General features: G+C 33.3%; 24 protein-coding genes and 1 pseudogene. 4 read left to right on the top strand and 21 right to left on the bottom strand.

All coding sequences use genetic code 11. The annotated features are described in order from the left end of the window. Positions 1-59 precede the first annotated feature (59 nt). Positions 60-485 (top strand): hypothetical protein, encoded by a 426-nt coding sequence (locus BLT80_RS10470; RefSeq protein ID WP_092467678.1) that lies wholly within the window; start codon positions 60-62, stop codon positions 483-485. A 57-nt stretch (positions 486-542) separates the two neighbouring features. Here BLT80_RS10470 and truA read toward each other — a convergent pair whose 3' ends face one another. Next, on the bottom strand, positions 543-1,328 hold the full coding sequence (gene truA, locus BLT80_RS10465) for a tRNA pseudouridine(38-40) synthase TruA (RefSeq protein ID WP_092467676.1): 786 nt from the start codon (positions 1,326-1,328) through the stop codon (positions 543-545). Between the two features lie 70 nt (positions 1,329-1,398). Between truA and BLT80_RS10460 the strand changes: the two genes are divergently transcribed. Both BLT80_RS10460 and BLT80_RS10455 read left to right on the top strand, forming a co-directional pair. Then, entirely contained in the window at positions 1,399-2,196 is a 798-nt protein-coding gene (locus BLT80_RS10460) for a LytTR family DNA-binding domain-containing protein (RefSeq protein WP_092467673.1), read from the top strand. Positions 2,197-2,292: 96 nt separating this feature from the next. Further along, positions 2,293-3,240, top strand: coding sequence for a DUF5694 domain-containing protein (locus BLT80_RS10455; protein WP_092467671.1), 948 nt, complete (start codon positions 2,293-2,295; stop codon positions 3,238-3,240). A 92-nt stretch (positions 3,241-3,332) separates the two neighbouring features. Here the strand turns inward: BLT80_RS10455 and BLT80_RS10450 are convergent, their stop codons facing one another. Beyond that, positions 3,333-5,177: a T9SS type A sorting domain-containing protein gene (locus BLT80_RS10450; RefSeq protein WP_092467669.1), complete on the bottom strand. Its 1,845-nt coding sequence runs from the start codon at positions 5,175-5,177 to the stop codon at positions 3,333-3,335. Positions 5,178-5,343: 166 nt separating this feature from the next. Next, positions 5,344-5,538 (bottom strand): annotated as a pseudogene (hisE, locus tag BLT80_RS20475) (phosphoribosyl-ATP diphosphatase); the annotation flags it as partial. 2 nt (positions 5,539-5,540) lie between these two features. Here hisE and BLT80_RS20285 point away from each other — a divergent pair. Then, positions 5,541-5,894 carry a DUF5694 domain-containing protein gene (locus BLT80_RS20285; protein ID WP_245710217.1) on the top strand — a complete coding sequence of 118 codons (354 nt, stop codon included), beginning with the start codon at positions 5,541-5,543 and terminating at the stop codon, positions 5,892-5,894. Positions 5,895-5,986: 92 nt separating this feature from the next. On the opposite strand, the gene BLT80_RS10440 is transcribed toward BLT80_RS20285, so the two are convergent. The 18 genes from BLT80_RS10440 to lpxA form a co-directional block, all read right to left on the bottom strand. After that, positions 5,987-7,810, bottom strand: coding sequence for a T9SS type A sorting domain-containing protein (locus BLT80_RS10440; RefSeq protein ID WP_092467665.1), 1,824 nt, complete (start codon positions 7,808-7,810; stop codon positions 5,987-5,989). Between the two features lie 142 nt (positions 7,811-7,952). Continuing rightward, on the bottom strand, positions 7,953-8,552 hold the full coding sequence (hisIE, locus tag BLT80_RS10435; protein ID WP_092467985.1) for a bifunctional phosphoribosyl-AMP cyclohydrolase/phosphoribosyl-ATP diphosphatase HisIE: 600 nt from the start codon (positions 8,550-8,552) through the stop codon (positions 7,953-7,955). A gap of 64 nt (positions 8,553-8,616) precedes the next feature. Beyond that, entirely contained in the window at positions 8,617-9,372 is a 756-nt protein-coding gene (hisF, locus tag BLT80_RS10430) for an imidazole glycerol phosphate synthase subunit HisF (protein ID WP_092467663.1), read from the bottom strand. A 37-nt stretch (positions 9,373-9,409) separates the two neighbouring features. Then, positions 9,410-9,763, bottom strand: coding sequence for a four helix bundle protein (locus BLT80_RS10425; RefSeq protein WP_092467661.1), 354 nt, complete (start codon positions 9,761-9,763; stop codon positions 9,410-9,412). A gap of 31 nt (positions 9,764-9,794) precedes the next feature. Beyond that, positions 9,795-10,529, bottom strand: coding sequence for a 1-(5-phosphoribosyl)-5-[(5-phosphoribosylamino)methylideneamino]imidazole-4-carboxamide isomerase (gene hisA, locus BLT80_RS10420; RefSeq protein ID WP_092467660.1), 735 nt, complete (start codon positions 10,527-10,529; stop codon positions 9,795-9,797). Positions 10,530-10,633: 104 nt separating this feature from the next. Continuing rightward, the gene (gene hisH, locus BLT80_RS10415) at positions 10,634-11,215 is read right to left on the bottom strand and encodes an imidazole glycerol phosphate synthase subunit HisH (protein ID WP_092467658.1); all 582 of its coding nucleotides are present in this window, start codon (positions 11,213-11,215) and stop codon (positions 10,634-10,636) included. A gap of 58 nt (positions 11,216-11,273) precedes the next feature. Next, positions 11,274-12,410 carry a bifunctional histidinol-phosphatase/imidazoleglycerol-phosphate dehydratase HisB gene (gene hisB / locus BLT80_RS10410; RefSeq protein WP_092467656.1) on the bottom strand — a complete coding sequence of 379 codons (1,137 nt, stop codon included), beginning with the start codon at positions 12,408-12,410 and terminating at the stop codon, positions 11,274-11,276. 34 nt (positions 12,411-12,444) lie between these two features. Continuing rightward, entirely contained in the window at positions 12,445-13,488 is a 1,044-nt protein-coding gene (gene hisC / locus BLT80_RS10405) for a histidinol-phosphate transaminase (RefSeq protein ID WP_092467654.1), read from the bottom strand. Between the two features lie 50 nt (positions 13,489-13,538). After that, on the bottom strand, positions 13,539-14,825 hold the full coding sequence (gene hisD / locus BLT80_RS10400; RefSeq protein WP_092467652.1) for a histidinol dehydrogenase: 1,287 nt from the start codon (positions 14,823-14,825) through the stop codon (positions 13,539-13,541). 46 nt (positions 14,826-14,871) lie between these two features. After that, positions 14,872-15,729: an ATP phosphoribosyltransferase gene (gene hisG / locus BLT80_RS10395; RefSeq protein WP_092467650.1), complete on the bottom strand. Its 858-nt coding sequence runs from the start codon at positions 15,727-15,729 to the stop codon at positions 14,872-14,874. Between the two features lie 267 nt (positions 15,730-15,996). Further along, a complete protein-coding gene (locus tag BLT80_RS10390) occupies positions 15,997-16,812 on the bottom strand; it encodes a prohibitin family protein (protein ID WP_092467648.1) in 816 nt (271 codons plus the stop codon). Between the two features lie 10 nt (positions 16,813-16,822). Then, positions 16,823-18,856, bottom strand: a complete 2,034-nt coding sequence (locus tag BLT80_RS10385) for a hypothetical protein (protein WP_092467647.1) — start codon at positions 18,854-18,856, stop codon at positions 16,823-16,825. A gap of 50 nt (positions 18,857-18,906) precedes the next feature. Further along, complete coding sequence (fabG, locus tag BLT80_RS10380; protein WP_092467646.1) at positions 18,907-19,653, bottom strand: 3-oxoacyl-[acyl-carrier-protein] reductase; 747 nt, start codon at positions 19,651-19,653, stop codon at positions 18,907-18,909. Positions 19,654-19,814: 161 nt separating this feature from the next. Further along, positions 19,815-20,687: a succinate--CoA ligase subunit alpha gene (gene sucD / locus BLT80_RS10375; protein ID WP_092467644.1), complete on the bottom strand. Its 873-nt coding sequence runs from the start codon at positions 20,685-20,687 to the stop codon at positions 19,815-19,817. 76 nt (positions 20,688-20,763) lie between these two features. Continuing rightward, positions 20,764-21,174, bottom strand: a complete 411-nt coding sequence (locus BLT80_RS10370; RefSeq protein ID WP_092467643.1) for a nuclear transport factor 2 family protein — start codon at positions 21,172-21,174, stop codon at positions 20,764-20,766. Continuing rightward, positions 21,171-22,109, bottom strand: coding sequence for a UDP-3-O-(3-hydroxymyristoyl)glucosamine N-acyltransferase (locus BLT80_RS10365; protein ID WP_092467641.1), 939 nt, complete (start codon positions 22,107-22,109; stop codon positions 21,171-21,173). The genes BLT80_RS10370 and BLT80_RS10365 overlap by 4 nt, the downstream gene beginning before the upstream one ends. A gap of 82 nt (positions 22,110-22,191) precedes the next feature. After that, positions 22,192-22,758: an elongation factor P gene (efp, locus tag BLT80_RS10360; protein WP_092467639.1), complete on the bottom strand. Its 567-nt coding sequence runs from the start codon at positions 22,756-22,758 to the stop codon at positions 22,192-22,194. A gap of 68 nt (positions 22,759-22,826) precedes the next feature. Continuing rightward, positions 22,827-23,612 carry an acyl-ACP--UDP-N-acetylglucosamine O-acyltransferase gene (gene lpxA, locus BLT80_RS10355; protein ID WP_092467638.1) on the bottom strand — a complete coding sequence of 262 codons (786 nt, stop codon included), beginning with the start codon at positions 23,610-23,612 and terminating at the stop codon, positions 22,827-22,829. Positions 23,613-23,638: the final 26 nt, after the last annotated feature.

Here is a 23,638-nt window from a genome sequence, read left to right as displayed (position 1 = left end):
CATTGTTGATTCATTTGGTGCTTTTTTGGTGCCAATTTTTAACTAATTAATCAATTATTATGACAAATTTCAGCAACAAACCGCCTATTACTTTTTGGGTTATCAGTGTATTAGCATTGTTATGGAATGGCGCAGGTGTCTTGGCTTACATAGGTAGAGCCTTTATGACCGACGAAATTATTGCGCAATTACCAACAGAGCAGCAAGCCGAGTTTTTGGTAGAATATCCTGCTTGGTATACAGCCGCTTTTGCTTTAGCTGTATTTTGCGGAGCATTGGGATGCATTGCCTTATTAATTAGAAAAAAATGGGCTTATACTTTATTTATTATTTCGGCATTAGGTGCTATAGTTCAACACATCTATTTATTTATGAATGTTGAAATGAACACAGCAGCATTAGTAATGCCAATATTAGTAATAGTAGTCTGTATTTTTTTAATCTGGTATGCTAAGAATTCGATTTCCAAAGGCTGGATTAATTAAAAAATGACCAACCAATACTATAAAAAGCACAAGTTAGAATCTAACTTGTGCTTTTTTTTAATCGAAATTTACCGAATGTAGTATTAAGCCCGAAGCAGGAGCAATGTAATCCATTACTTCTGTGCTTTCTCTTTTCAAGGTATCTTCTATATAATCTAAAGTCACTTCTCCTCTACCCAATTTTATTAAGCAGCCAACCATTAGCCTGATTTGATTTCGCATAAACCCTTTACCCACGACCTTAAAAACATAAGATTTCTCAGGAAAAAAATTGGCTGTATAAATATCGTTGTCGACAATTTCTGAAGATTCAATTGTCCTTATATACTGCCCTTTATCTGTAGCGCGATAGCAGTAAGTTTTAAAATTATGATGACCTTCAAATAACTTAGCGCCTTGTTTCATCAAATCCACATTTAGTGGTTCGAGAATTGTGGTTAGAATCGGTGCACAAAACGGATGATTTTTTTGCCCCTCAGAAAACACATAATGATATTCCTTTAATTTAGAATCTTGAATAATATTAAATTCCTTATCCACTTCTTCAATGGATAAAGCTCTTATGTCTTGAGGTAAATTAAGGTTGAATACATCTAAAAACGCATCAAAATCTTGAAGTGGTTCATTATATATAAATAACTCTAAAGCAGCTTCATTAGCAGACACCATGGCATCTGTTCGTCCTGCACCTAAAGTTTTAAACCGCGTATCTTGAAAAATGAATTTTAATGTACGATCTATCATTAGATGCACCGTTTTAACATCGGGCTGTTTTTGCCAACCATGAAAACGATAGCCTAAATATTGAATTTTAATGAGGTAATAGTAACGTTTATCAAACATAGTAGCAAGAACGCTAATTTCTTGAAGATTCCAAAAGCAATGCTTACTTTTATGGTTCTAAAATCTAAATTTGAAAAGACTTTACCCTTTTGATCCTTTAACAAAACACCACATTATAATTAGTTTGTTGTTGGCAATTTGGGTATTCGTTTTTTTGTACTTCACAGAACCATTAGACGTTAACCAATTACCTAATAATGAAAAACTAATGTACTTACCAGGGTATGGTTTAGTTGCTGGTTTTTGTTATCTGTTATTCTTACCATTTCAAACCTATTTATATCAAAGGTTTGAAAAGCAATGGTTGATCTTAAGCGAACTAGCCTTTATATTAACGTTTTCTGTGGTAACGATCATAATTGCACGCTGTTATTATTTGTTTGTTGTTGTAGCAAACGAACCAAATCCTTACACATTGGGCTATATGCTTACTGCTATATTTCTTCCTGCGATAGCTACAATTTTGCCAATTATATTAATTGGTCGTTATGGCTTCGGAAAGTATTATGAAAAACGATTGGAAGATCAAAAGATAGAAATTAAAGGGGAAGGTAATTATGAAGGTTTACGATTACAGCTAAATGAAGTTATTAGCATTCAATCATCAGATAATTATGTTGAAGTGTTTTATCTCTCGGGAAATGATTTAAAGAAAACATTAATCCGAAATAAACTTTCTGTCATTGCTGATGAATTTCCAGAATTGCGTCGTGCACATCGTTCTTATCTTATTAATCCGTTTCATTTTCAACAATGGAAAACGGAAAATGGAAAGCTCTCAGTAATACTTAATTACCAAATAGAAGTGCCCATTTCTAAAACCTATCAAAACGATATAAAAGCGACGATTAATTCCACCACAAACTAGGGTTATTTCACCCCAAACACCTATTATTACTGTATTATTAGCATTTTCAGATGTAAGTTTGCTTCAAGAAAGTTTAACACCAAAAACACATTAATTATGAGAATGCTATTCACTTTTATTATTGCATTATGTATTTCAATCTTAAATATAATTGCACAAGAAACTCCAAAAGAAGTTTTAATTGTAGGAACCATGCATACAGTCCCGAATATTGTAAAAAACAGTTACAAACCCATGTTAAGACGTGCTAAAAAATACAATCCTACGGCAATCTATGTTGAAAGCCCACGAGGTAATGACACATTAAGTTGGGAATATTTAAAAGATGGTTGGTCTGAAAGTTATAAAGCTTTTTATTATTTATCAGATTCTATTCAAACGGTTTTTACACCAAATCTAGAAAAATACAATACTATTCTTGGAAAATCATTTTCAAACATGACTTCTGAAGACTTAGATTTTATGATCACTTCTTTTGCTTACAATAGAGATAATGCCAATCATGAATTTTACACTTACATAAAAAAACATGGTATAGAAGGTTCTAAAAAACCGACCCGATATGAAGATGGTGACCTAACGTTTAAACTTGCATTACATCAAGAAATAAAACTATTAACCTCTATGGACGATCAACAAACGAATAGCGAATATCATGACGCTTGGACTAAATGTAGCAAAGAAGGTCAGTCTAACGGGAATAATGCCATTAATATTAAAATGAATAAAAAAGCCTATAACGCAGCTATTGTGCCCGCTATTTTTAGAGGTTTAGGGAAACACGCCAATAAACGAAAATCATTAGAACAATTACATATGTCAAGTTCATTTACATATGTTACTGTTAAAACTGAAGGCTGTACAGAAGGAGAACGTTATTGGAATGAACGCAATATGAGAATGGCAAGAAATATTGGTGAACAAGTTATGGATTCAGATTCTGAACGAAATATTGCTATTGTTGGTGCGTCTCATGTCATTGGCTTAGAAAAAGAGTTACAGACTAATTATCCGGATTTAAAAATTGTGCTTGCTGGTGAATAAACTTTCTTAAAAATTACAGCAAAAACAAAACAGCCATAATCTTACGACTATGGCTGTTTCTAATTAAAGTATTGTTTTTCCAGATACCACTATTATCTAATAATTAATTTTTCAATACGTCTTTCGTTTGTATTATTGTCTAACTCTACAATATATACACCAGAACTTAATTGACTAACATTAATTGATTGATTCGTGTTATTCGTATTTAAAACATTGGTTAAAACAAGACGACCATTAACATCAAATAATTTTGCTGTAGTATTACTTTGTAATTGACCATTAATATTAATTGTCTTCGCTGTGTTATCAACATAAATTTTTACAGACTCAGCTTCTACATTAATTGTACTAAGAGTCGTGTTTTCAAATCTAAGATAAAATCGTCCTGTTCCGCTTAAATCGGTAGAAGGAGTAAAAATATAATCTGTTGTATTCAGTAATGTTACAGTATTATTAACAATATCTTCTAAATAAATATTTGTCAAATCTGACATATCACTTTCCGCAATACTAAATGTTAATTCTTGTCCTTGATTAGCATTTACTCCCAATGAAATAATTGCATCATCCATAGATACATTGTTCAAAGCTTGAATTGCTAATACTAAATCTTCATTTCCTTCAATTAAACTAGAATAAATTGAAAATGCAGGTGGTACTGATTCAAATATACTAGCATCATAACCTGGATCTAATCCTTCTGAAGCATTACTATTAAAAAAGAAATCTGTATAATAATTTGAGCTAGCTGAGCTTAATTTTAATTTAATATATCCATGATGTGCAGAAACGGCATCCGAAGTACCTCTAGAATACTCTCCAACTGGTATAATTACAGCACGCATTTCTGTAGTAAAATCAATTAATCCACCTCCTGTTTTCGCTTTTACAAAAAATCCTTGCCCTGGAGCTAATAACACTGTATTTGCTGAAAGTTCTAACGTTGCTTGGTTCAGAATTTCCCATGGATTAAAAAAATCTCCGGTATAACAGTAAAGACCTTTGCTTTCAGGATTTAATTCATCAATATTAGCAGCGTAAAAAGTATTTAAGTCAAGGTATGATGGGTAAGGGTTTCCTATTAAATTCCACGTATTCCCATCACCTGCGTCAGTAATTACCAAGTCATCGATATCAGATGTCTCAACAGTACCAACATAAGTTAAGTCGCCACCATCTGTGGTAGCGGCTCTATAGCCATTTCCTGCAGCAAGAACATGGCTACCGTCACCTTGAGTGTCTAAATTATTATAAAGTGATGTTGCGGTAACAAATGGTGCGTATGCTTTTATTGTAGGAATTGAAGGATGCGTACCTAAATTTAAATTAGCACTAGAAAATACTGAATAAAGTTGTCCTGTAAGTGGTGGAGAAACCAATTCATTCTCTCCTAACATTGAAGTGTTACGGTTATACGTTACAACACCTGTTATAGTCCCATCAGATATTAAACTAGAATACCCACCTGCAACAGAGTTCAATATTATATTAGCTGTAACTACTACCCCTGATTCAATGATAATAGAAGCAGCGCCTTCCACTGTTATAAGACTTAACGTAATACTACTTGAAAAGGTAAGTTCACCAGACTGAACAACAATTAAATCACTTGCGTCCAAGCCATTCAATACTGGATCAGTAGAAACCCAACCATCATCATAAACGTACGTTACACTGTCATCAAAAGTACTTCTCTCTAGGTGTTCATCTTCTAATTTGTGGTCTAAAACACTTTCACTCGACATTGAAGGTTCTATATTATAATCAAATTCTGTTTCGTTTGGTATTCCATTTAAATAATTTTGGTCATCTGCTATATAATCATCTTGCAATTGATTTTGGTCATCAATTCCAGTTTCAAATTGCTGAGCTTCTGATAAATTATAAAAGCAGATAGCAGATAAAAAAATTAAAGTAGGTTTAAAGTTTTTCATAAGATTGGGTTTATAGTTTTTGTTAGTGATACATCAAAATTACATTTTAATCGAAAAAAAAAACGTCGTAATAACGATATTTTCGTTGAAATACCACTTACGTCTTCTTTATCCTACTTATGTAAACTTTTCGCCGAATATTTCAACTACTTCATCTATCAAGTAGTTAGACTACATCATTCATTTTCAAGTCTTTTGCCTTCAAAAGCATCAAATAATGGAATAATAAATCCGTACTTTCATCTAAAAACAGCTTATCGTTGTCATCTTTTGCCTCAATAACAACCTCAACGGATTCTTATCCAGCTTTCTGCGTTATCTTATTTATGCCTTTAACAAATAATGAAGCTACATACGATTTTTATGTGCCACCTTCTTTTATCCGAGATTCTATTATGTCTTCCAATAAAAAGAACAGCTATTGTACCCGCTATTTTTAGAGGATTAGGCAAACATACTAATAAGAGAAAATCATTAGAGCAATTACATATGTCAAGTTCATTTACATATGTTACTGTTAAAACTGAAGGCTGTACAGAAGGAGAACGTTATTGGAATGAACGCAATATGAGAATGGCAAGAAATATTGGTGAACAAGTTATGGATTCAGATTCTGAACGCAATATTGTTATTGTTGGTGCGTCTCATGTCATTGACTTAGAAAAAGAGTTACAGACTAATTATCCGGATTTAAAAATTGTGCTTGCTGGTGAATAAACTTTCTTAAAAATTACCGCAAAAACAAAACAGCCATAATCTTACGACTATGGCTGTTTCTAATTAAAGTATTGTTTTTCCAGATACCACTATTATCTAATAATTAATTTTTCAATACGTCTTTCGTTTGTATTATTGTCTAACTCTACAATATATACACCAGAACTTAATTGACTAACATTAATTGATTGATTCGTGTTATTCGTATTTAAAACATTGGTTAAAACAAGACGACCATTAACATCAAATAATTTTGCTGTAGTATTACTCTGTAATTGACCATTAATATTAATTGTCTTCGCTGTGTTATCAACATAAATTTTTACAGACTCAGCGTCTACATTAATTGTACTAAGAGTCGTGTTTTCAAATCTAAGATAAAATCGTCCTGTTCCGCTTAAATCGGTAGAAGGAGTTAAAATATAATCTGTTGTATTCAGTAATGTCACCGTATTATTAACAATATCTTCTAAATACATATTTGTAGAATCTGACATATCGCTTTCCACAATACTAAATATTAATTCTTGTCCTAGACTAGCGTTAACGCCTAAAGGAACAACAACATTATCCATAGACATATTATTCAAAGCCTGAATGGCTAATGCTATATTTTCATCTCCTTCAATTAAACTAGAATAGATTGAAAATGCAGGAGCACTGGTTCCAAAAATAGTAGCATCGTATCCAGGGTCTAATCCTGCTGAAGCGTTACTGTTAAAGTAAAAATCTGTAGCATAATTAGAACTCGTTGAACTTAATTTTAATTTTAAATGTCCGTAATGTGACGGTGTAGCATCTCTAGAATCATCACCGCTTGGAGTTCCATCAGAACGCATTGATGTTAGAAAATCAATCAATCCACCACCTGATTTTGCTTTTACAAAAAATGCTTGCCCTGGAGCAACTAATTCAATTACATCTTCATTATCTGCCGTAGCTTGATTCCAAATATCCCATGGATCAGTGCTATTTCCTGTGTATCTATAAATAGCTGTACTACCTGCTTCTAATTGAGTTGAATTAGCATTAAGAAAGCTCTCAAAATCTAAATATGATGGATATGGATTTCCAATTAAATTCCAAGCATCACCAGAGGCGCTAATTGCAATATCTAAAATATCAGATGTTTCAACATCCCCTATATAAATTAAATTTCCTCCATCTGTAGTTGCTGCTCTATAACCATTTCCTGCGGCAAGAATATGTGAACCATCTCCAACTATATCAAGATTATCATAAGCGTCTGTTGATGTAATAAATGGTGCGTACGCTCTTAAATCAGAAGAAGCTGCTAAATTTAAATTCGCTCCCGCAAAAGCAGAAAATTGTTGTCCTGAGAGTGGTGCCGAAACTAATTCATTAATCATCATTATAGCAGTAGATCGGTTATAGGTTACAGTGCCAACAATAGTTCCATCCGAAATTAAACTTGAAAACTCACCAGGTGCAGAATTCAAAATAATATTACTTGTTACTGTAGCACCAGAGCCAATAGTAATAGAAGCACCAGCCTCTACTGTAATTAGACTTAATGTAATATCTGATGTAATCTCTACATTACCAGATTGAACGATAATGAAATCAGTTGCATCTATACCATCTGCTAATGGGTTGTCTACAACCCAACCATCATTATAGATATGTGTTACGGCATCATCAAAAGTACTTCTTTCAAAATTAACCTCTAGAGTAGTTTCATAAACTTCTGTAGATTCATTTAAGGTAAAGTTTTCTTCTTCTAGATTTAATTCTAATTCAGAAGCGGTTGAGTTAAATAAATTTTGGTCATCCAGAACGTATTGACCTTGTAATTGGTTTTGGATATCGTATCCAGATTCAAATTGCTGTGCTTTAGATAAGTTAAAAAAGCATAAAACTGATAGAAAAGCTAAAGTAGGTTTAGTTTTTTTCATAAGATTGGGGTTATAGTTTATGTTAATGATGATCCAAAATTACGTTTTCTCAAAAAAAAAAGACGTTGAAATAACGATATTTTCGTTGAAATACCACTTATGTCATATTTGCCCTACTTTTCAAAACTTTTCGCCGAATTTATCAATTACTTCGTCTATTGAGCACTTTGACTACATCGTTCATTTTGAAGCCTTTTGCTTGTAAAAGCATCAAATAATGGAATAATAAATCGGCACTTTCATCTAAAAACAACTTATCGTTGTCATCTTTTGCTTCAATAACAACTTCAATAGCTTCTTCTCCAACTTTTTGCGCGATCTTATTAATGCCTTTTGTAAATAATGAAGCGACATAAGATTTTTCTGAATCGGCTTCTTTTATACGTGATTCAATTGTGTCTTCTAATGTAGAAATAAAACCATAAGATGATGTATTGTTTTCATTCCAACAGGTATCTGTTCCTTTATGACATGTTGGACCCTTAGGGTCTACTTTTATTAATAAGGAATCACTATCGCAATCTAATTTTATATCTACTAAATTTAAAACATTCCCACTTTCTTCACCTTTAGTCCAAAGACGTTGTTTGGTTCTACTGAAAAAAGTAACCAATTTAGAGTCAATGGTTTTTTTAAGTGCTTCGGTATTCATGTAGCCTAACATCAATACTTTATTAGTTGTATTATCTTGAATTATTGCTGGCACAAGTCCATCTGGGTTTTTATTAAAATCTACGTTCATAGTTGTTGTTATGTCATCCACCTGAGTGTTTCATACTTGAATTCACTCGAACAGACGTTATTAATTATAATCTTACTGGTATACCTTTATTATGTAATGCTTCTTTTAAATCTAAAATGGGGATTTCACCAAAATGAAATACACTTGCCGCTAATGCCGCATCTGCTTTCCCATCTTTAAAAGTATCGACGAAGTGCTGAATCGTTCCTGCTCCACCAGAAGCTATTATTGGAATATTCACTAAATCCGAAAGTTTTGCTAATGCTTTGTTTGCGAATCCAGCCTTGGTTCCATCATGGTTCATCGATGTAAATAATATTTCACCTGCACCACGTTGCTCGACTTCTTGTGCCCAATCGAATAAATTTAATGTTGTTGGAATAGTACCTCCTGCTAAATGGACTAACCATTCTCCATCAACTTCTTTAGCATCAATAGCAACCACTACACATTGACTTCCAAATTTATCTGAAAGCTCGTTGATTAATTCTGGTCGTTTTACCGCTGATGAGTTAATAGACACTTTATCAGCACCACAATGCAACAAATCATCCACATCTTCCACAGATGAAATTCCTCCACCTACTGTAAATGGTATATTAACTTGTTCTGCTACTTTTAAAACCATATCGTGCATAGTTTTACGGTTTTCTAACGTGGCTGCAATATCTAAGAACACCAACTCATCAGCACCTAAATCAGCATATCGCTTCGCTAATACCACAGGATCGCCAGCGTCTCTTAAGTCTACAAAGTTGACACCTTTTACGGTTCTTCCGTTTTTAATGTCCAAACAAGGGACTATTCGTTTTGTTAACATAATTTAATATTAAAAGTTAAATATAAAAGGTTAAAAGTTATTTACGATTTCGCTTTGCAGTATTAATTGAGGCTACAGTTATCGCAAGAAGCTCTTTTCCTTCTTTTTTTAGTATCTCAATTTCAATGGATTGCTCTGGTAATATTTCTTCAAAAATTTCTAACCAATACACACTTTCATCAACCTCTTCTTCAACAATTTTTAATTTATTGATAAAATCTGCTGTTGACTTTGCGCGCTGTGAGGCTCTATAATTAGCCCCCACTGAACTACTACTCCGAATTAACTGATTAACAACGGCGTTATACTCTCTAGATTTTGGAACTTTAAAGCAGAAGTGCCAACAATCTAAAGCAAATCGTTTAGTTCGTAATAGTAATTCGTTCTTCATACTTTTAATATTTAACTTTTCATATCTAACTTTAGGTATATCGTTCTAATTCTTTTAAACTTATTCTGTTCTCGTAAATGGCTTTACCAATTATGACCCCTTCGCACCCTATCTCTTTTAACAATTCTAAATCATTAACACCAGAGACTCCTCCAGATGCTATAAGACTTATAGATTGAGCACCACTATTGTTACTGCAAGATTCAATAATGTTTTTATAGAGTTCAATTGACGGTCCTTCAAGCATCCCATCTTTTGAAATATCTGTACAAATCACGTATTTAATTCGCTTTCTCTGGTAATCCTTAATAAAAGAAATGACTTCCTCTTTACTATTATCTTGCCAACCGTTAATTGCAATTTTTCCATCATTACTATCAGCACCTAAAATAATTTTCTGTGGTCCGTATTTAGCCAACCAACCTTCATAGGTATCTCTATCACTAACAGCAATACTTCCTCCTGTAATTTGTCTTGCACCACAATTAAAAGCCACATTTAAATCTTCATTAGATTTTAATCCACCACCGAAATCAATTTTCAAATTGGTTTTTGAAGCAATTAACTCTAAAACTTTATAGTTAACAATGTGCTTTGCCTTCGCGCCATCTAAATCAACTAAATGCAAGTATTCAATACCGGAATCCTCAAAAGCTTTGGCGACTTCTAATGGGTTTTCGTTATATATTTTTTTTGTGTCGTAATCGCCTTTGGTTAAACGCACACATTTTCCTTCTATAATATCTATGGCTGGTATAATTCTCATGCTTACTTCCCACGAAAGTGGGAATCTCTTTTTTAATTAATACTCTATTTCTATCGAGACCTTTCGACTGCGCTCAAGGTGACATTTGTTATTGTTTTAAAACCTTATAATTTTAAAAAATTCTTTAGTAATTGTTCTCCTGCTTTGCTACTCTTCTCTGGGTGAAACTGTACTCCAAAGAAATTATCGTTTTCTAATGCCGAGGCATATTCTAATTCGTAATCAGACGTGGCAATAGATGCTTCGCATTGTTCCGCGTAATAACTATGCACAAGGTACATGTATTCTTTTTCTTTTATCCTTTTAAACAAATCGGATTTTAGATTAGAAATCGTGTTCCATCCCATTTGCGGGACTTTAACGTTATTTGAAAATCGTTTCACATTCACATCAAAAATACCAAGTCCGGTGGTATCACCTTCCTCACTATGACTACACATTAATTGCATGCCTAAACAAATACCTAAAACAGGTTGTTTTAAGGTTGGAATTAATTGATCTAATCCACTTTGTTTTAATTTTAACATGGCTGAACTCGCTTCACCAACACCTGGAAAAATCACTTTATCGGATGTTCTAATTTCTTCAGGATTATCCGTTAAAATGGCATCGTATCCTAAACGTTGAAATGCGAATTGTATACTTTTTATGTTTCCGGCTCCGTAATTTAATATAGATAGTTTCATTTTTCTGCTTTTGGCTTTTGGCTTTTGGCTATTAGCAAATGGCTAACAGCTAAAGGCTTTACAGCATTCCTTTGGTAGATGGTAAAATCATTTTCTCAACATCTTGTTTTACAGCCATTTTAATCGCTTTTGCAAACGCTTTAAATATCGCTTCAATTTTATGATGTTCGTTGGTGCCCTCTACTTTAATATTCAGATTACATTTTGCTCCGTCTGTAAACGATTTAAAGAAGTGATAAAACATTTCGGTTGGCATTTTTCCAATCATTTCACGTTTAAATTCGGCTTCCCAAACAAGCCAATTTCTACCTCCGAAATCAATACCGACTTGTGCTAAACAATCGTCCATTGGTAATGAAAATCCATAACGCTCAATGCCTAATTTATTTCCTAAAGTCGTCGCAAATACTTCACCTAAAGCGATGGCTGTATCTTCTATAGTGTGGTGTTCATCAACTTCTAAATCACCATCTACCTTAATATTTAAATCGAGTTGCCCATGACGCGCAATTTGATCTAACATATGATCAAAAAATGCAATTCCAGTAGCGATGTTGCTTTTTCCTGTACCATCTAAATTAATATCAATTTTAATTTTAGTTTCATTGGTGTTTCTTTCAATGCTCCCAACACGTTCTGTGGTTTTAAGAAACTTATAAATCGCTTCCCAATCGTTAGTTTCTAAAGCAATAAGCGCTTCCAATTCCGTGTTATTCACGGTAACTTCATCTGTACCTAAATTGGTATTATCATTGATAAAAATGCCTTTTGCACCTAAATTTTTAGCCAATTCGACATCTGTAAGTCGGTCACCAATAACAAATGAATTCTTTAAGTCATAAGGTTCCGAAAAATACTTAGTCAACAAACCTGTATTTGGCTTACGTGTTGGAGCATTATCTTTAGCAAACGTTCTATCGATAAACTGCTCTTTAAAAACCACTCCTTCAGCTTCAAACGTCTTAATCACGAAATTATGAACAGGCCAAAACGTGTCTTCAGGATACACTTCCGTCCCTAAACCATCTTGATTGGTAATCATTACAATTTCGAAATTCAATTCTTTAGCGATTTTGCTTAAATATTGAAAAACTTTCGGATAGAACTCTAATTTTTCAAATGAATCAATTTGTTCGTCTGCTGGTTCTTTAATTAAAGTTCCGTCTCTATCTATGAATAATACTGGTCGTTTCATAATTACTTTTGAAACCTGTCAGGTTTTAAAAACCTTACAGGTTAGTTAATGTTTGAATTAATTTTTCATTCTCTGCTTCCGTGCCTACTGAAAATCGCAAGCAGTTGTCACATAATGGCTGATTCGTTCTATTTCTCACCACAATGCCCTGCTCCACCAATTGCTGATAGCGTTGATTAGCGTCATCGACTTTAGCTAGAATGAAATTGGCATCAGAAGGATACACTTTTTCTATAAAACGAATAGACTTTAATGCTTTTCTCAATTTTTTCCTTTCCGTGATAATCGTTTTTACTTCACGATCAACAGCATCCATAGCGTTTAAACGTTCTAAAGCTTTATCTTGAGAGAGTTGATTAATATTATACGGTGGTTTTATTTTATTTAAGACTGAAATAATTTCTTGCGACGCGTAACAGACGCCTAAACGAATTCCTGCTAAACCATAGGCTTTTGATAAAGTTTGCGTGATTATTAAATTTGGAAATTCATCCAAGCGACTTAACCAACTTTCTTTTTTTGAAAAATCAATATAAGCTTCATCAATCACCACAATACCTTGAAATTCATTAATTAATTCCTCAATTCTTTTAGCTTTAAAACTATTGGCTGTTGGGTTGTTTGGTGAACATAAAAATAAGAGCTTGGTATGTGTATGTGCTGCTGCAAGGATTTCTTCAATATTCGGTTGGAAGTCCGGTTCTAATTCAATTTCCATATTATCCACAGCATTGAGATTTGCCAGCACATCATACATTCCATAAGTTGGTGGTAATGTGATGATATTCTCACGATACGGCTCACAGAAGACTCTAAAAATTAAATCTAGTACTTCGTCGCTTCCATTACCTAGAAGGATTTGGTTAGTCGGAATTCCTTTTAATTCAGACAAACGCTTTTTAATTTCTGTTTGCTGAGGATCTGGATACCGATTGACATTGGTATTGAACGGATTTTCATTCGCATCGATAAAAACCATGCCATCTGTGAGGTCCTTATATTCATCTCGTGCTGAGGAATACGGCCTGATGGTTTTAATGTTATCTCTTATGAGATTATTTAAGTTGAAATTTATCATGTTATAGACACTTCGACTGCGCTCAGTGTGACATTTGAAATTACATTTAATTACTTTTTTAAATCACTAAGCCTTAAGGTTACTGCATTTTTATGCGCCTGTAACCCTTCTGCTTCAGCCATTAGCTCTATAGCGTTTCCTAAATTAAGAATCCCTTCTTTTGATAGTTTCTGAAACGTCATACTCTTTTGAAAACTATCTAAATTGACTCCTGAATAGGCTTTTGAAAATCCGTTAGTTGGTAACGTATGATTGGTTCCAGAGGCATAATCACCTGCACTTTCTGGTGTGTAATTCCCAATAAAAACCGAACCTGCATTACTTATCTTATCTACAAAGAAATCATTGTCCGTTGTTGCCACAATAAAATGTTCTGGACCGTATGCATTAATAAGTTCTAATGCTGTTGCATTAGAATCCACCACGATAGATTTTGAATTTGCAATTGCTTTTTCTGCCATAGCTTCTCTTGGTAAAACAGCCAATTGCTTTTTAACTTCCGATGAAACACTATCCGCAAAATCTTGAGACGTCGTTACCAAAATCACTTGACTATCACTACCGTGTTCCGCCTGACTTAATAAATCTGAAGCCACATAAGCTGCATTTGCCGATTCATCTGCCATGACTAATAATTCACTCGGGCCAGCTGGCATATCAATGGCAACACCATACTTTGTTGCTAATTGTTTTGCTACGGTTACAAACTGGTTACCAGGACCAAAAATCTTGTAAACTTGCGGAATGGTTTCTGTACCGAAAGTTAATCCTGCAATAGCCTGAATTCCACCAACTTTTATAATTTTAGTAACGCCACAAAGATTTGCTGCGTATAAAATCTCATTCGCTATTTTCCCTTCTTTATTAGGTGGTGAACATAATACGATCTCTTTACAGCCTGCAATTTGCGCAGGAACTACGAGCATTAAAACAGTTGAAAATAATGGAGCTGTTCCACCAGGAATGTATAAACCAACTTTTTGAATTGGTCGTTTTTCTTGCCAGCACTCTACTCCTGCCATGGTTTCTACAAAAACTTTATCCGTTTTTTGAGCGCTATGGAATTTTTCAATATTAGATTTTGCAAGTTGAATAGCTTCTTTTAAATCTTCATTTACAAGTTTTGAAGCCTGTTCTATCTCTGCTTTTGAAACTAAATTCGTTTCCAGCGCTACACCATCAAACTTAATTGTATATTTTTTAATAGCCTTATCACCGTCTTCTTTAACCTCTTTGAATATCTCGTCAACAGTAGCTTCAATCACTTCCACGGATTTTGTTGGTCGTTGTAAAAGTTCTAACCAACTCGATTTATCTGGATTATTGTATAATTTCATTTCACCTCTTAATTTAATGAGTAATTTGATGCTCTAGTATATTCTCTTAAAGAACCATATTTTCAATAGGGCAAACTAATATACCTTCTGCACCATTCGTTTTTAATTCATCAATAATATTCCAAAAATCATTTTTGTCAATTACAGAGTGCATTGAACTCCAGCCTTCTCTGGCTAGTGGTAAAATCGATGGACTGTTCATTCCTGGAAGAATTCTTATAATCTCATCAAGTTTATTATTTGGTGCATTTAATAGAATGTATTTGCTCTCTCTTCCTTTTAAAACTGATTTTAGTCGGAATTGAAGTTTATCTATCAACGCTTGATTTTCTTCAGAAATTTTTGGTGAAGTTGCTAAAACTGCTTCAGATTTTAATAAGACTTCAATCTCTTTTAAACCATTTTTAAATAAGGTACTTCCACTAGAAACAATATCACAAATTCCATCTGCCAACCCTATGTTTGGTGCAATTTCAACAGAACCATTAATGATGTGTAAGTTGGCTTTTAGTCCCGCTTTTTCTAAAAATTGATTCACCGTATTTGGATACGATGTGGCGATTCGTTTGCCATCTAAATCTTTTAAACTTTTTGCTTTTGATGATTTTGGAACAGCAATTGAAACTTTACATTTTGAAAACCCCAAACGTTCCACAATGGTTAAATCATTTCCTTTTTCTATCAACACATTCTCGCCTATAATAGCGGCATCAACCACACCATCTCTAAGATATTGTGGAATATCACCATTCCTAAGATAAAAAACTTCTAAAGGGAAATTTCGAGCTGATGCTTTCAATTGATCTTTACCGTTGTCTACAGAAATACCAATTTCTTTAAGAATTTTCATGGAATCTTCATTAAGACGACCCGATTTTTGTACTGCAATTTTTAATTTACTCATAATTAAGTTTTGTGATGTCTAAGACTTCAATTGCGTTTAAAAAACAAAAAACCCGCTTGAAGTTCTCAAACGGGTTTTTAAAATATATTTTGAATTTATTCAATACACTTTCACCTCGCTTGAGCGATTATATGAAAATGATGATGTAATTGAATAAGCGTCATGTTCTTTATGTTGATACAAATATTGTTAATTTAATTTTACTAATCCTAATTTTAATTCAAAGAATCTGAATTTTTAACAAATTAATAATATTTGTTTCTTTAATTATTGATTTCCTAAAATGATTGGCAATCCACTATCTCCCGAACCAATAATAATCGTTTTACTATTTGGTGATTCAGAAAGTTTCACTGTAGCTTCAATACCTTTATCTTGAAGAATCTTATCTGTTAAGGATGCACTTAGAATTCTATTTGATTCTGCTTTACCTTTAGCTTCAATAATTACTTTCTCAGCTTCTTTTCTAGCACTTTCAAGTCTAAATTCATATTCTAATGATTCTTGCTCCTGCTTTAATTTACGCTCAATCGCTTCTTTAATCGTAGAAGGCAAAGTAACGTCTCTAATTAAAATATCATTTAATTGAATAAACTGTGGTTCAACAATTTTTTTAGTCTCCTCAAAAATTTCTTCTTGAATCGCATCTCTTTTACTAGAGTACAACTGTTCTGGTGTATATCGACCAACAACACTTCTTGCAGCACTTCTAATCGCTGGCTGAAGCACACGACTTAAGTAATCTTCACCTTTTTGGTTGTGTAATTTCCCTAAACTTTTAACATCTGGTTGATATAAAATAGAAGCGTCAAGTTTAATATCTAAACCATTAGACGATAATACTGCCATTTTTTCTGCAACTTCTTGCTGACGTGTTTCATAATCGATAACTCTATTCCATGGAGCAATAACATGAAACCCTGGACCCAATGGTGCTTTTTCTGGATCCACACCTCCACTAAGCGTTTCGTATAAAACACCAGCATGACCAGAATCTAGCGTAACAGCAGATTTTGCTAAAACTATTATTAAAAGTACAACTCCGATTAAAATCGGCAATCCAATCTTTGGTAATTTTTCCATTCTATTCTTTTTAAATTAATCCGTTATATTTTCTAATAAACCACTCAATAAAAAGGCTTAAAGCAATTAAACCAAGTAGATATTTCCAATCTATCAAAGGTACGATATTTTTAGTGCCTTTTTGTATGGTTTTGTAGCGATTATCACTAATTAAAGTACTAATCATCTCATCTATTTGAGACGGGAAATAGGCTGATCCATTACTAGTTTCAGCAATGGTTTTTAACTTGGTAATATCTGCATTTAAGAATTGCTGCTCTACATTATACTCTAAAATTTGAAAGCTTCCTGAAGCTGTTACAGATTCCGAGTTATGTTTAATCGTAAAATCATATAATCCAGCATTGATGCCGCTTAAATCAACTGTATAATTTCCATTATTTAATAAAAGCGGTACTTCTCTAATACTATCGTCATCCTTATTTTTTAAGACAATACTTAACGAAGCCGAAGTATCAAACTCAAAATTTTTGTTGAAATATTGTGCTGAGATTATAACGTCGTCATTACCGTTATAAAAGGATTTGTAATCGATATTAATCCGTTTTCTTTTTTTGTTTGAACTTAAATATTGGACCAGTTTATTTATAAATTCATCAAAACCATTGAAACTGTTCGTATTTATAAAAGATTGTGCTCTCCAGCGCCAAATATCTTCACCGCTAAGAATAGCGTGCTTTGTTCCATCGGCCTCAAATGTTGCTAATAATATATCTTCAGTCTTAATTCCGTTCACACTTCTATACAACAGCGTTTCATGCGGAACCGAAATTTCAAGAGTTCCAAATTCGGATTTTAAAGGAGGAAAAGTATTAAAATCTAAATTTTCTACGATGAACGTTCCATAGTTTCTGTTTAAACTTGGTTGAAAATTTTCGGTTTGATTGCTAATTGTTTGTTTAAAATACGTTTGACTCTGATTCAGTAAATTCCAATTGGTTGTTGCTCCAGAAATGATGAATGTATTAATTTTCTGTTCTTTAATTTCTTTAAGAATCGAATTAAAGTTATTATTTGGCTGATATAATATAACTAATTGAAAATCATTAATTTTATTTATTACATCTTTTGGTTTTAGTATGGAAACACTGCGTTGCTCGTTACTTTCAATTGCTTTTTTTAAGGCCCCTAAATCAGGATGCAAACGATCGTAAACCAAAGCAATATTTGTTTTCTGATCGATGACTTCTACTCCAAAATTCTTAACGTTATTGACTTTATTCTTTTCATTATCTAAAGCCACCAACTCAACACGATACGTTTTAACACCAACACTATTGGCTATTAAAGCTGTTGAAATAATTTCGGATGATTTTAACGCATTAAACTGAAGTGATTTTCTAAACACTACAGAATTACCAGACCATATTTTTAGTTCAGTATTGATGGTTTCATTGCCACTATAATTCGCGATAATCTCAACAGGAAACTTATTCTTGAGATACACATACCGATTGACATTGAGTTGCTTAATGCTTAAATCAGAATACACCGTAGAATCTCCAAGAATAACAGGATAAATAGGTTGCTTCACCCCTTTGGCTATATAACTATAATCTGAACCATAGGTTTGGTTCCCGTCACTTAATATAATAATTGGTGCTGTTTGATTGGCATAAACCTCACCAAATTGCTTTAAAGCCAATGCTAGATTAGATTGACGTTCATTAAAGTTTAAAGTGTCTAAGGTATTAACCGATTTCCCAAAACTATAAGCCTGTATATTAAAACGTTCTTTTAACTCTGAATTATTATTTAAAGCTTTAACGACGTCTTTAGCGTTTTTACCTTGTTTTAGATATGAAACAGATTCCGAATTATCAACCGCAACAACTAATGTTGGTTTCTCATCAAAATACGTATAGGATTCAAACTTTGGATTAATAAGTAATAATAAAATTCCGAAGATTGAAATCGCTCTTAATGCTGTAAGTACGTATTTGAGATTCGACTTTAATTTCGATTTATACAAATACTGAAACAGCGCTAATAAAAGCGCTGTAATTGCAGCAAGTGTTATGTATATTATTGTTAGTTTATCCATTCAAATCTCGACAAATATCATAAGATTCCTGCTTTCGCAAGAATAACAGTTTAAGTCAACATACCACCATCAACATTCAGTGTTTGTCCTGTAATATAAGCACTTAGATCACTGGCTAAAAATACGCATGCATTAGCAACATCCTCTGGAGTTCCACCACGTTTTAATGGAATACCTGCTCTCCAGCCTTTTACTGTTTCTTCATCTAATTTGGCTGTCATTTCAGTTTCTATAAAACCTGGTGCAATAACATTACTTCTAATATTACGCGATCCCAATTCTAATGCCACTGACTTAGAAAAACCAATAATTCCGGCTTTTGATGCTGCGTAATTTGTTTGTCCGGCATTCCCTTTTACACCAACAACAGAACTCATATTTATAATTGACCCTTTACGTTGTTTCAACATAGTGCGTTGAACTGCCTTAGTCATATTAAAAACAGATTTAAGGTTAACTTCAATGACTTTATCAAAATCATCTTCACCCATTCGCATTAAGAGGTTATCTTTTGTAATACCTGCATTATTTACCAAAATATCAATAGAACCAAATTCGGCTAAAACATCTTCTGCCAACTTTTGAGATTCATCAAAATTTGCAGCATTACTTTGGTAGCCTTTAGCTTTAATGCCTTTAGAATTTAATTCTTTTTCTAACTCATTTGCTGCTTCAACTGAAGAGCTATATGTAAACGCAACATTTGCACCATGGTCTGCAAATACTTCTGCAATTCCCTTTCCAATACCTCTACTTGCGCCTGTAATTATGGCTGTTTTTCCTTCTAAAAGTTTCATGATAAATTTATGATTAGTTTGTATTACAATATATTATAAAAAAAGGTTTCAAGAAATTTATACGTTGAGACCTCAATTCAAAGATAAGAATTACAATTTGCACGAAATAAAAAAACCTCACAAGATTTTGTAAGGTTTTTAACAGTTTTATGTGAGAAAGATTAGCCTAAAACTTCAGCTACTTTCTTTCCTATTTCAGCAGGAGAATCCACAACGTGAATTCCACATGCTCTCATTATTTTCTTTTTAGCTTGTGCAGTGTCATCGCTTCCACCTACAATAGCACCTGCATGTCCCATTGTACGACCTGCAGGAGCAGTTTCACCAGCAATAAAACCAATAACTGGTTTCTTACTTCCACTTTCCTTGTACCAGTGTGCAGCATCAGCTTCTAATTGACCTCCAATTTCACCTATCATAACAACAGCTTCAGTTTCTGGATCATTAATTAACAACTCAACAGCTTCTTTTGTTGTCGTTCCAATAATTGGATCTCCACCAATACCAATAGCTGTTGTAATTCCTAAACCTTGTTTTACAACTTGGTCAGCAGCTTCGTAAGTTAATGTACCAGATTTAGAAACGATACCTACAGTCCCTTTTTTGAAAACAAAACCTGGCATAATCCCAACTTTAGCTTCACCCGGAGTAATAACACCAGGACAGTTAGGACCAATTAAACGACACGCTTTATCTTTAATATAATTTGACGCTTTAATCATATCTGCAACAGGAATTCCTTCCGTAATTGTAATAATCACTTTAATACCTGCATCAGCAGCTTCCATAATGGCATCTGCAGCAAAAGCTGGTGGTACAAAAATAATTGTGGTATCAGCACCAACTTTTTCAACAGCTTCTGAAACTGTATTAAAAACAGGCTTGTCTAAATGTGTTTGACCACCTTTTCCTGGAGTTACACCTCCAACGACATTTGTACCATATTCAATCATTTGTTCAGCGTGAAATGTACCTTCACTACCTGTAAAACCTTGAACTATTATCTTAGAATTCTTATTAACTAAAACGCTCATTTGATATTGTTGATTTTAAGTTTTATGTATTTCGTTATGCAAAAATAAGAGAATTTAAACGCAAAAGCGACCTCTTTTATATATTTATTTCTTTGTATGATTTCATACTTTTTACGTCACTTTCATCAGCTTGTTGACTGATTTCAAAACCACGATACAATTTCCCATCTCTTACCTCCCAAATGGTCGAAAAATGCGCAATTATAGTCTCTGCATCTGGGTTTTCTATGGTTGAACCAAAGAGTGTATGTCTCGTGATTACAAAAGCATCCGACTCTATAAAATGTGTAAATTCAAACCGAAGGCTATTATACGAACGTCTTGTACCTTCAAAAAACGTTTTGATATCATTATAATTAAGCAACGTAAATCCTCGGCTACTTGTCCAATGTAATTCACAATCTTCATGAAAAAATTGATCAACCACAGAAGCATTATTAGCCATATCTGACTCATAAAATGCTTTAACAACTTCTTTTGCCGTCATTTTATATTTTTTAATTTTTGAAGAATCTCAGGAATCATTTTAATATAAGCTTTTTCTTTAAAAAATGCTCTAGCGTCTATTGCTGGTGAACCAAAATAGGTTTTCCCTTCTTCTGTCGTATGACCTAAACCAGATTGCGCATATAGAACAGTACCCTTAGCAATAGTAATACCACTTTTAACACCAACTTGCCCCCAAATAGTAACATTATCCTCAACCACAACACAACCAGCAATACCCGTCTGTGAAGCAATTAAACATTTCTTGCCGATTACGGTATCATGACCTATTTGAATTTGATTATCTAATTTAGAACCTTCACCAATTGTGGTATCACCTGTAACTCCTCTATCTATTGTGCAAAGTGCACCAATATCTACATTGTTTTCAATTATTACACGTCCGCCAGATTTTAACTGGTCGTAACCTTCAGGTCTATTTTTATAATAAAACGCACTGGCTCCTAAAACTGTACCTGCATGAATAGTTACATTGTCACCAATAATAGCATCATCATAAATACTCACATTTGCATGAATAACACAGTTATTACCAATAGTAACATTATTTCCTATAAAACAGTTAGGTTGAATTACTGTACCCTTACCAATTATAGCATCACTAGCGATAGCACTATTTGAAGCCTTGAAAGGTTTAAAATGAGCTGTGATTTTATTAAAATCCCGAAATGGATCATCTGAAATTATAAGTGCTTTTCCATCAGGACAAGCAACATCTTTATTAATTAAAACAATAGTTGCTGCTGACTCTAATGCCTTGTCATAATATTTAGGATGATCTACAAAAACAATATCACCTGGTTCTACAACATGAATTTCGTTAATTCCTAAAATTTCAAAATTTTCTGAACCTCTAAATTCACAATCAATTAAGTTTGCGATTTGTTTTAAAGTATGGGGCTTAGGGAATTTCATTTCTCTGTATTCAGTATGCAGTCTTCAGTAGGCAGTTTTCAGTAATTTACTGCAAACTGAGGACTGTGTACTGCCAACTAATTTATTCTTTAATTCGTTCTTTGTAAGTACCTTTGTCGGTTTCAACTTTAATCTTATCACCTTCATTTATAAATAAAGGAACATTAACCTCTGCTCCAGACTCAACCGTTGCTGGTTTAGTTGCATTAGTTGCTGTGTTTCCTTTTATACCTGGTTCTGTAGCAACTACTTCTAAAACAACAGAAGCTGGTAAATCTACAGAAAGTGGCATATTGTCTTCTGTATTGATTTGGATCGTCACCACTTCTCCCTCTTTCATTAAATCTGTTCTATCAATTGCAGATTCTAATAATCTAATCTGAGTGTAATCTGCTTCATTCATAAAATGATAAAATTCACCATCATTATATAAATACTGAAATTTATGAGTTTCAACACGAACATCTTCAATCTTATGTCCCGCAGAAAATGTGTTATCTAAAACCTTACCATTAGTAACGCTTTTCATTTTTGTTCTTACAAAAGCTGGACCTTTTCCTGGTTTTACATGAAGAAATTCTACTATTTTATAGATATCGTTATTGTATCTTATGCATAATCCGTTTCTAATATCTGAAGTACTTGCCATTTTGTTATTTATTGTTTGTTGTTGAATATTTATCTTTTGTATTTATCTCTCTTCTTTATTCTTAAAATCTAATTCGATTTAAAGTAGCCCTTCATAATTCCACGATGAGAATTTTTAATAAATTGAAGAATTTCATCGCGTTCAGGAGTCGCTTCCATTTCAGCTTCTATTAAATCTGAAGCTTGGGTATTATTATAGTTTTTTTGATAAAGCATTCGGTAAATATTCTGAATCTCTCTAATTTTTTCTGAAGTGTAACCTCTACGTCTTAATCCTACTGAATTAATACCGACGTAAGATAATGGTTCTCTTCCTGCCTTTACAAATGGCGGCACATCTTTACGAACTAAAGAACCACCAGTTACAAAAGCATGATTTCCAATAGAACAAAATTGATGAACAGCTGTCATACCTGCTAAAATCACATAATCTCCAACTGTAATGTGTCCGGCGAGCGTACTATTATTAGAGAAGATACAATTATTTCCAACAACACAATCGTGAGCAATATGGCAATACGCCATAATAAGACAGTTATCACCAATTACGGTTTTCATTTTGTCGCTTGTACCACGGTTGATGGTAACGCATTCTCTAATAGTAACATTATCACCGATTTCGACGGTTGTATCTTCATCATTATATTTTAAATCTTGTGGCACTGCTGAAATAACAGCACCAGGGAAAATACTACAATTTTTACCTATTCGAGCACCTTCCATAATGGTTACATTACTTCCAATCCAAGTCCCCTCTCCAATTTTTACATTATTATGTATGGTTGTAAAAGGCTCTATAACGACGTTTTTGGCAATTTTTGCACCAGGATGCACGTAAGCTAACGGTTGGTTCATTTTTCTAGTTTTTAATTTAATAAAGC

The organism is Winogradskyella thalassocola, from assembly GCF_900099995.1.
GTDB lineage: Bacteria > Bacteroidota > Bacteroidia > Flavobacteriales > Flavobacteriaceae > Winogradskyella > Winogradskyella thalassocola.
Note: the sequence above shows the minus strand (reverse complement) of the source record. Positions and strands in the feature narration are given on the sequence as shown.

Coding starts and splice junctions, on each gene's coding strand:
- BLT80_RS10385 (WP_092467647.1), bottom strand. CDS start 18,856: ATGGATAAACTAACAATAATATACATAACACTTGCTGCAATTACAGCG.
- BLT80_RS10450 (WP_092467669.1), bottom strand. CDS start 5,177: ATGAAAAACTTTAAACCTACTTTAATTTTTTTATCTGCTATCTGCTTT.
- BLT80_RS20285 (WP_245710217.1), top strand. CDS start 5,541: ATGTGCCACCTTCTTTTATCCGAGATTCTATTATGTCTTCCAATAAAA.
- sucD (WP_092467644.1), bottom strand. CDS start 20,687: ATGAGCGTTTTAGTTAATAAGAATTCTAAGATAATAGTTCAAGGTTTT.
- hisA (WP_092467660.1), bottom strand. CDS start 10,529: ATGAGAATTATACCAGCCATAGATATTATAGAAGGAAAATGTGTGCGT.
- BLT80_RS10470 (WP_092467678.1), top strand. CDS start 60: ATGACAAATTTCAGCAACAAACCGCCTATTACTTTTTGGGTTATCAGT.
- BLT80_RS10440 (WP_092467665.1), bottom strand. CDS start 7,810: ATGAAAAAAACTAAACCTACTTTAGCTTTTCTATCAGTTTTATGCTTT.
- BLT80_RS10455 (WP_092467671.1), top strand. CDS start 2,293: ATGAGAATGCTATTCACTTTTATTATTGCATTATGTATTTCAATCTTA.
- hisB (WP_092467656.1), bottom strand. CDS start 12,410: ATGAAACGACCAGTATTATTCATAGATAGAGACGGAACTTTAATTAAA.
- lpxA (WP_092467638.1), bottom strand. CDS start 23,612: ATGAACCAACCGTTAGCTTACGTGCATCCTGGTGCAAAAATTGCCAAA.
- hisG (WP_092467650.1), bottom strand. CDS start 15,729: ATGAGTAAATTAAAAATTGCAGTACAAAAATCGGGTCGTCTTAATGAA.
- truA (WP_092467676.1), bottom strand. CDS start 1,328: ATGTTTGATAAACGTTACTATTACCTCATTAAAATTCAATATTTAGGC.
- BLT80_RS10425 (WP_092467661.1), bottom strand. CDS start 9,763: ATGAAGAACGAATTACTATTACGAACTAAACGATTTGCTTTAGATTGT.
- hisIE (WP_092467985.1), bottom strand. CDS start 8,552: ATGAACGTAGATTTTAATAAAAACCCAGATGGACTTGTGCCAGCAATA.
- efp (WP_092467639.1), bottom strand. CDS start 22,758: ATGGCAAGTACTTCAGATATTAGAAACGGATTATGCATAAGATACAAT.
- BLT80_RS10390 (WP_092467648.1), bottom strand. CDS start 16,812: ATGGAAAAATTACCAAAGATTGGATTGCCGATTTTAATCGGAGTTGTA.
- fabG (WP_092467646.1), bottom strand. CDS start 19,653: ATGAAACTTTTAGAAGGAAAAACAGCCATAATTACAGGCGCAAGTAGA.
- hisD (WP_092467652.1), bottom strand. CDS start 14,825: ATGAAATTATACAATAATCCAGATAAATCGAGTTGGTTAGAACTTTTA.
- hisH (WP_092467658.1), bottom strand. CDS start 11,215: ATGAAACTATCTATATTAAATTACGGAGCCGGAAACATAAAAAGTATA.
- BLT80_RS10370 (WP_092467643.1), bottom strand. CDS start 21,174: ATGACGGCAAAAGAAGTTGTTAAAGCATTTTATGAGTCAGATATGGCT.
- hisC (WP_092467654.1), bottom strand. CDS start 13,488: ATGATAAATTTCAACTTAAATAATCTCATAAGAGATAACATTAAAACC.
- hisF (WP_092467663.1), bottom strand. CDS start 9,372: ATGTTAACAAAACGAATAGTCCCTTGTTTGGACATTAAAAACGGAAGA.
- BLT80_RS10365 (WP_092467641.1), bottom strand. CDS start 22,109: ATGAAATTCCCTAAGCCCCATACTTTAAAACAAATCGCAAACTTAATT.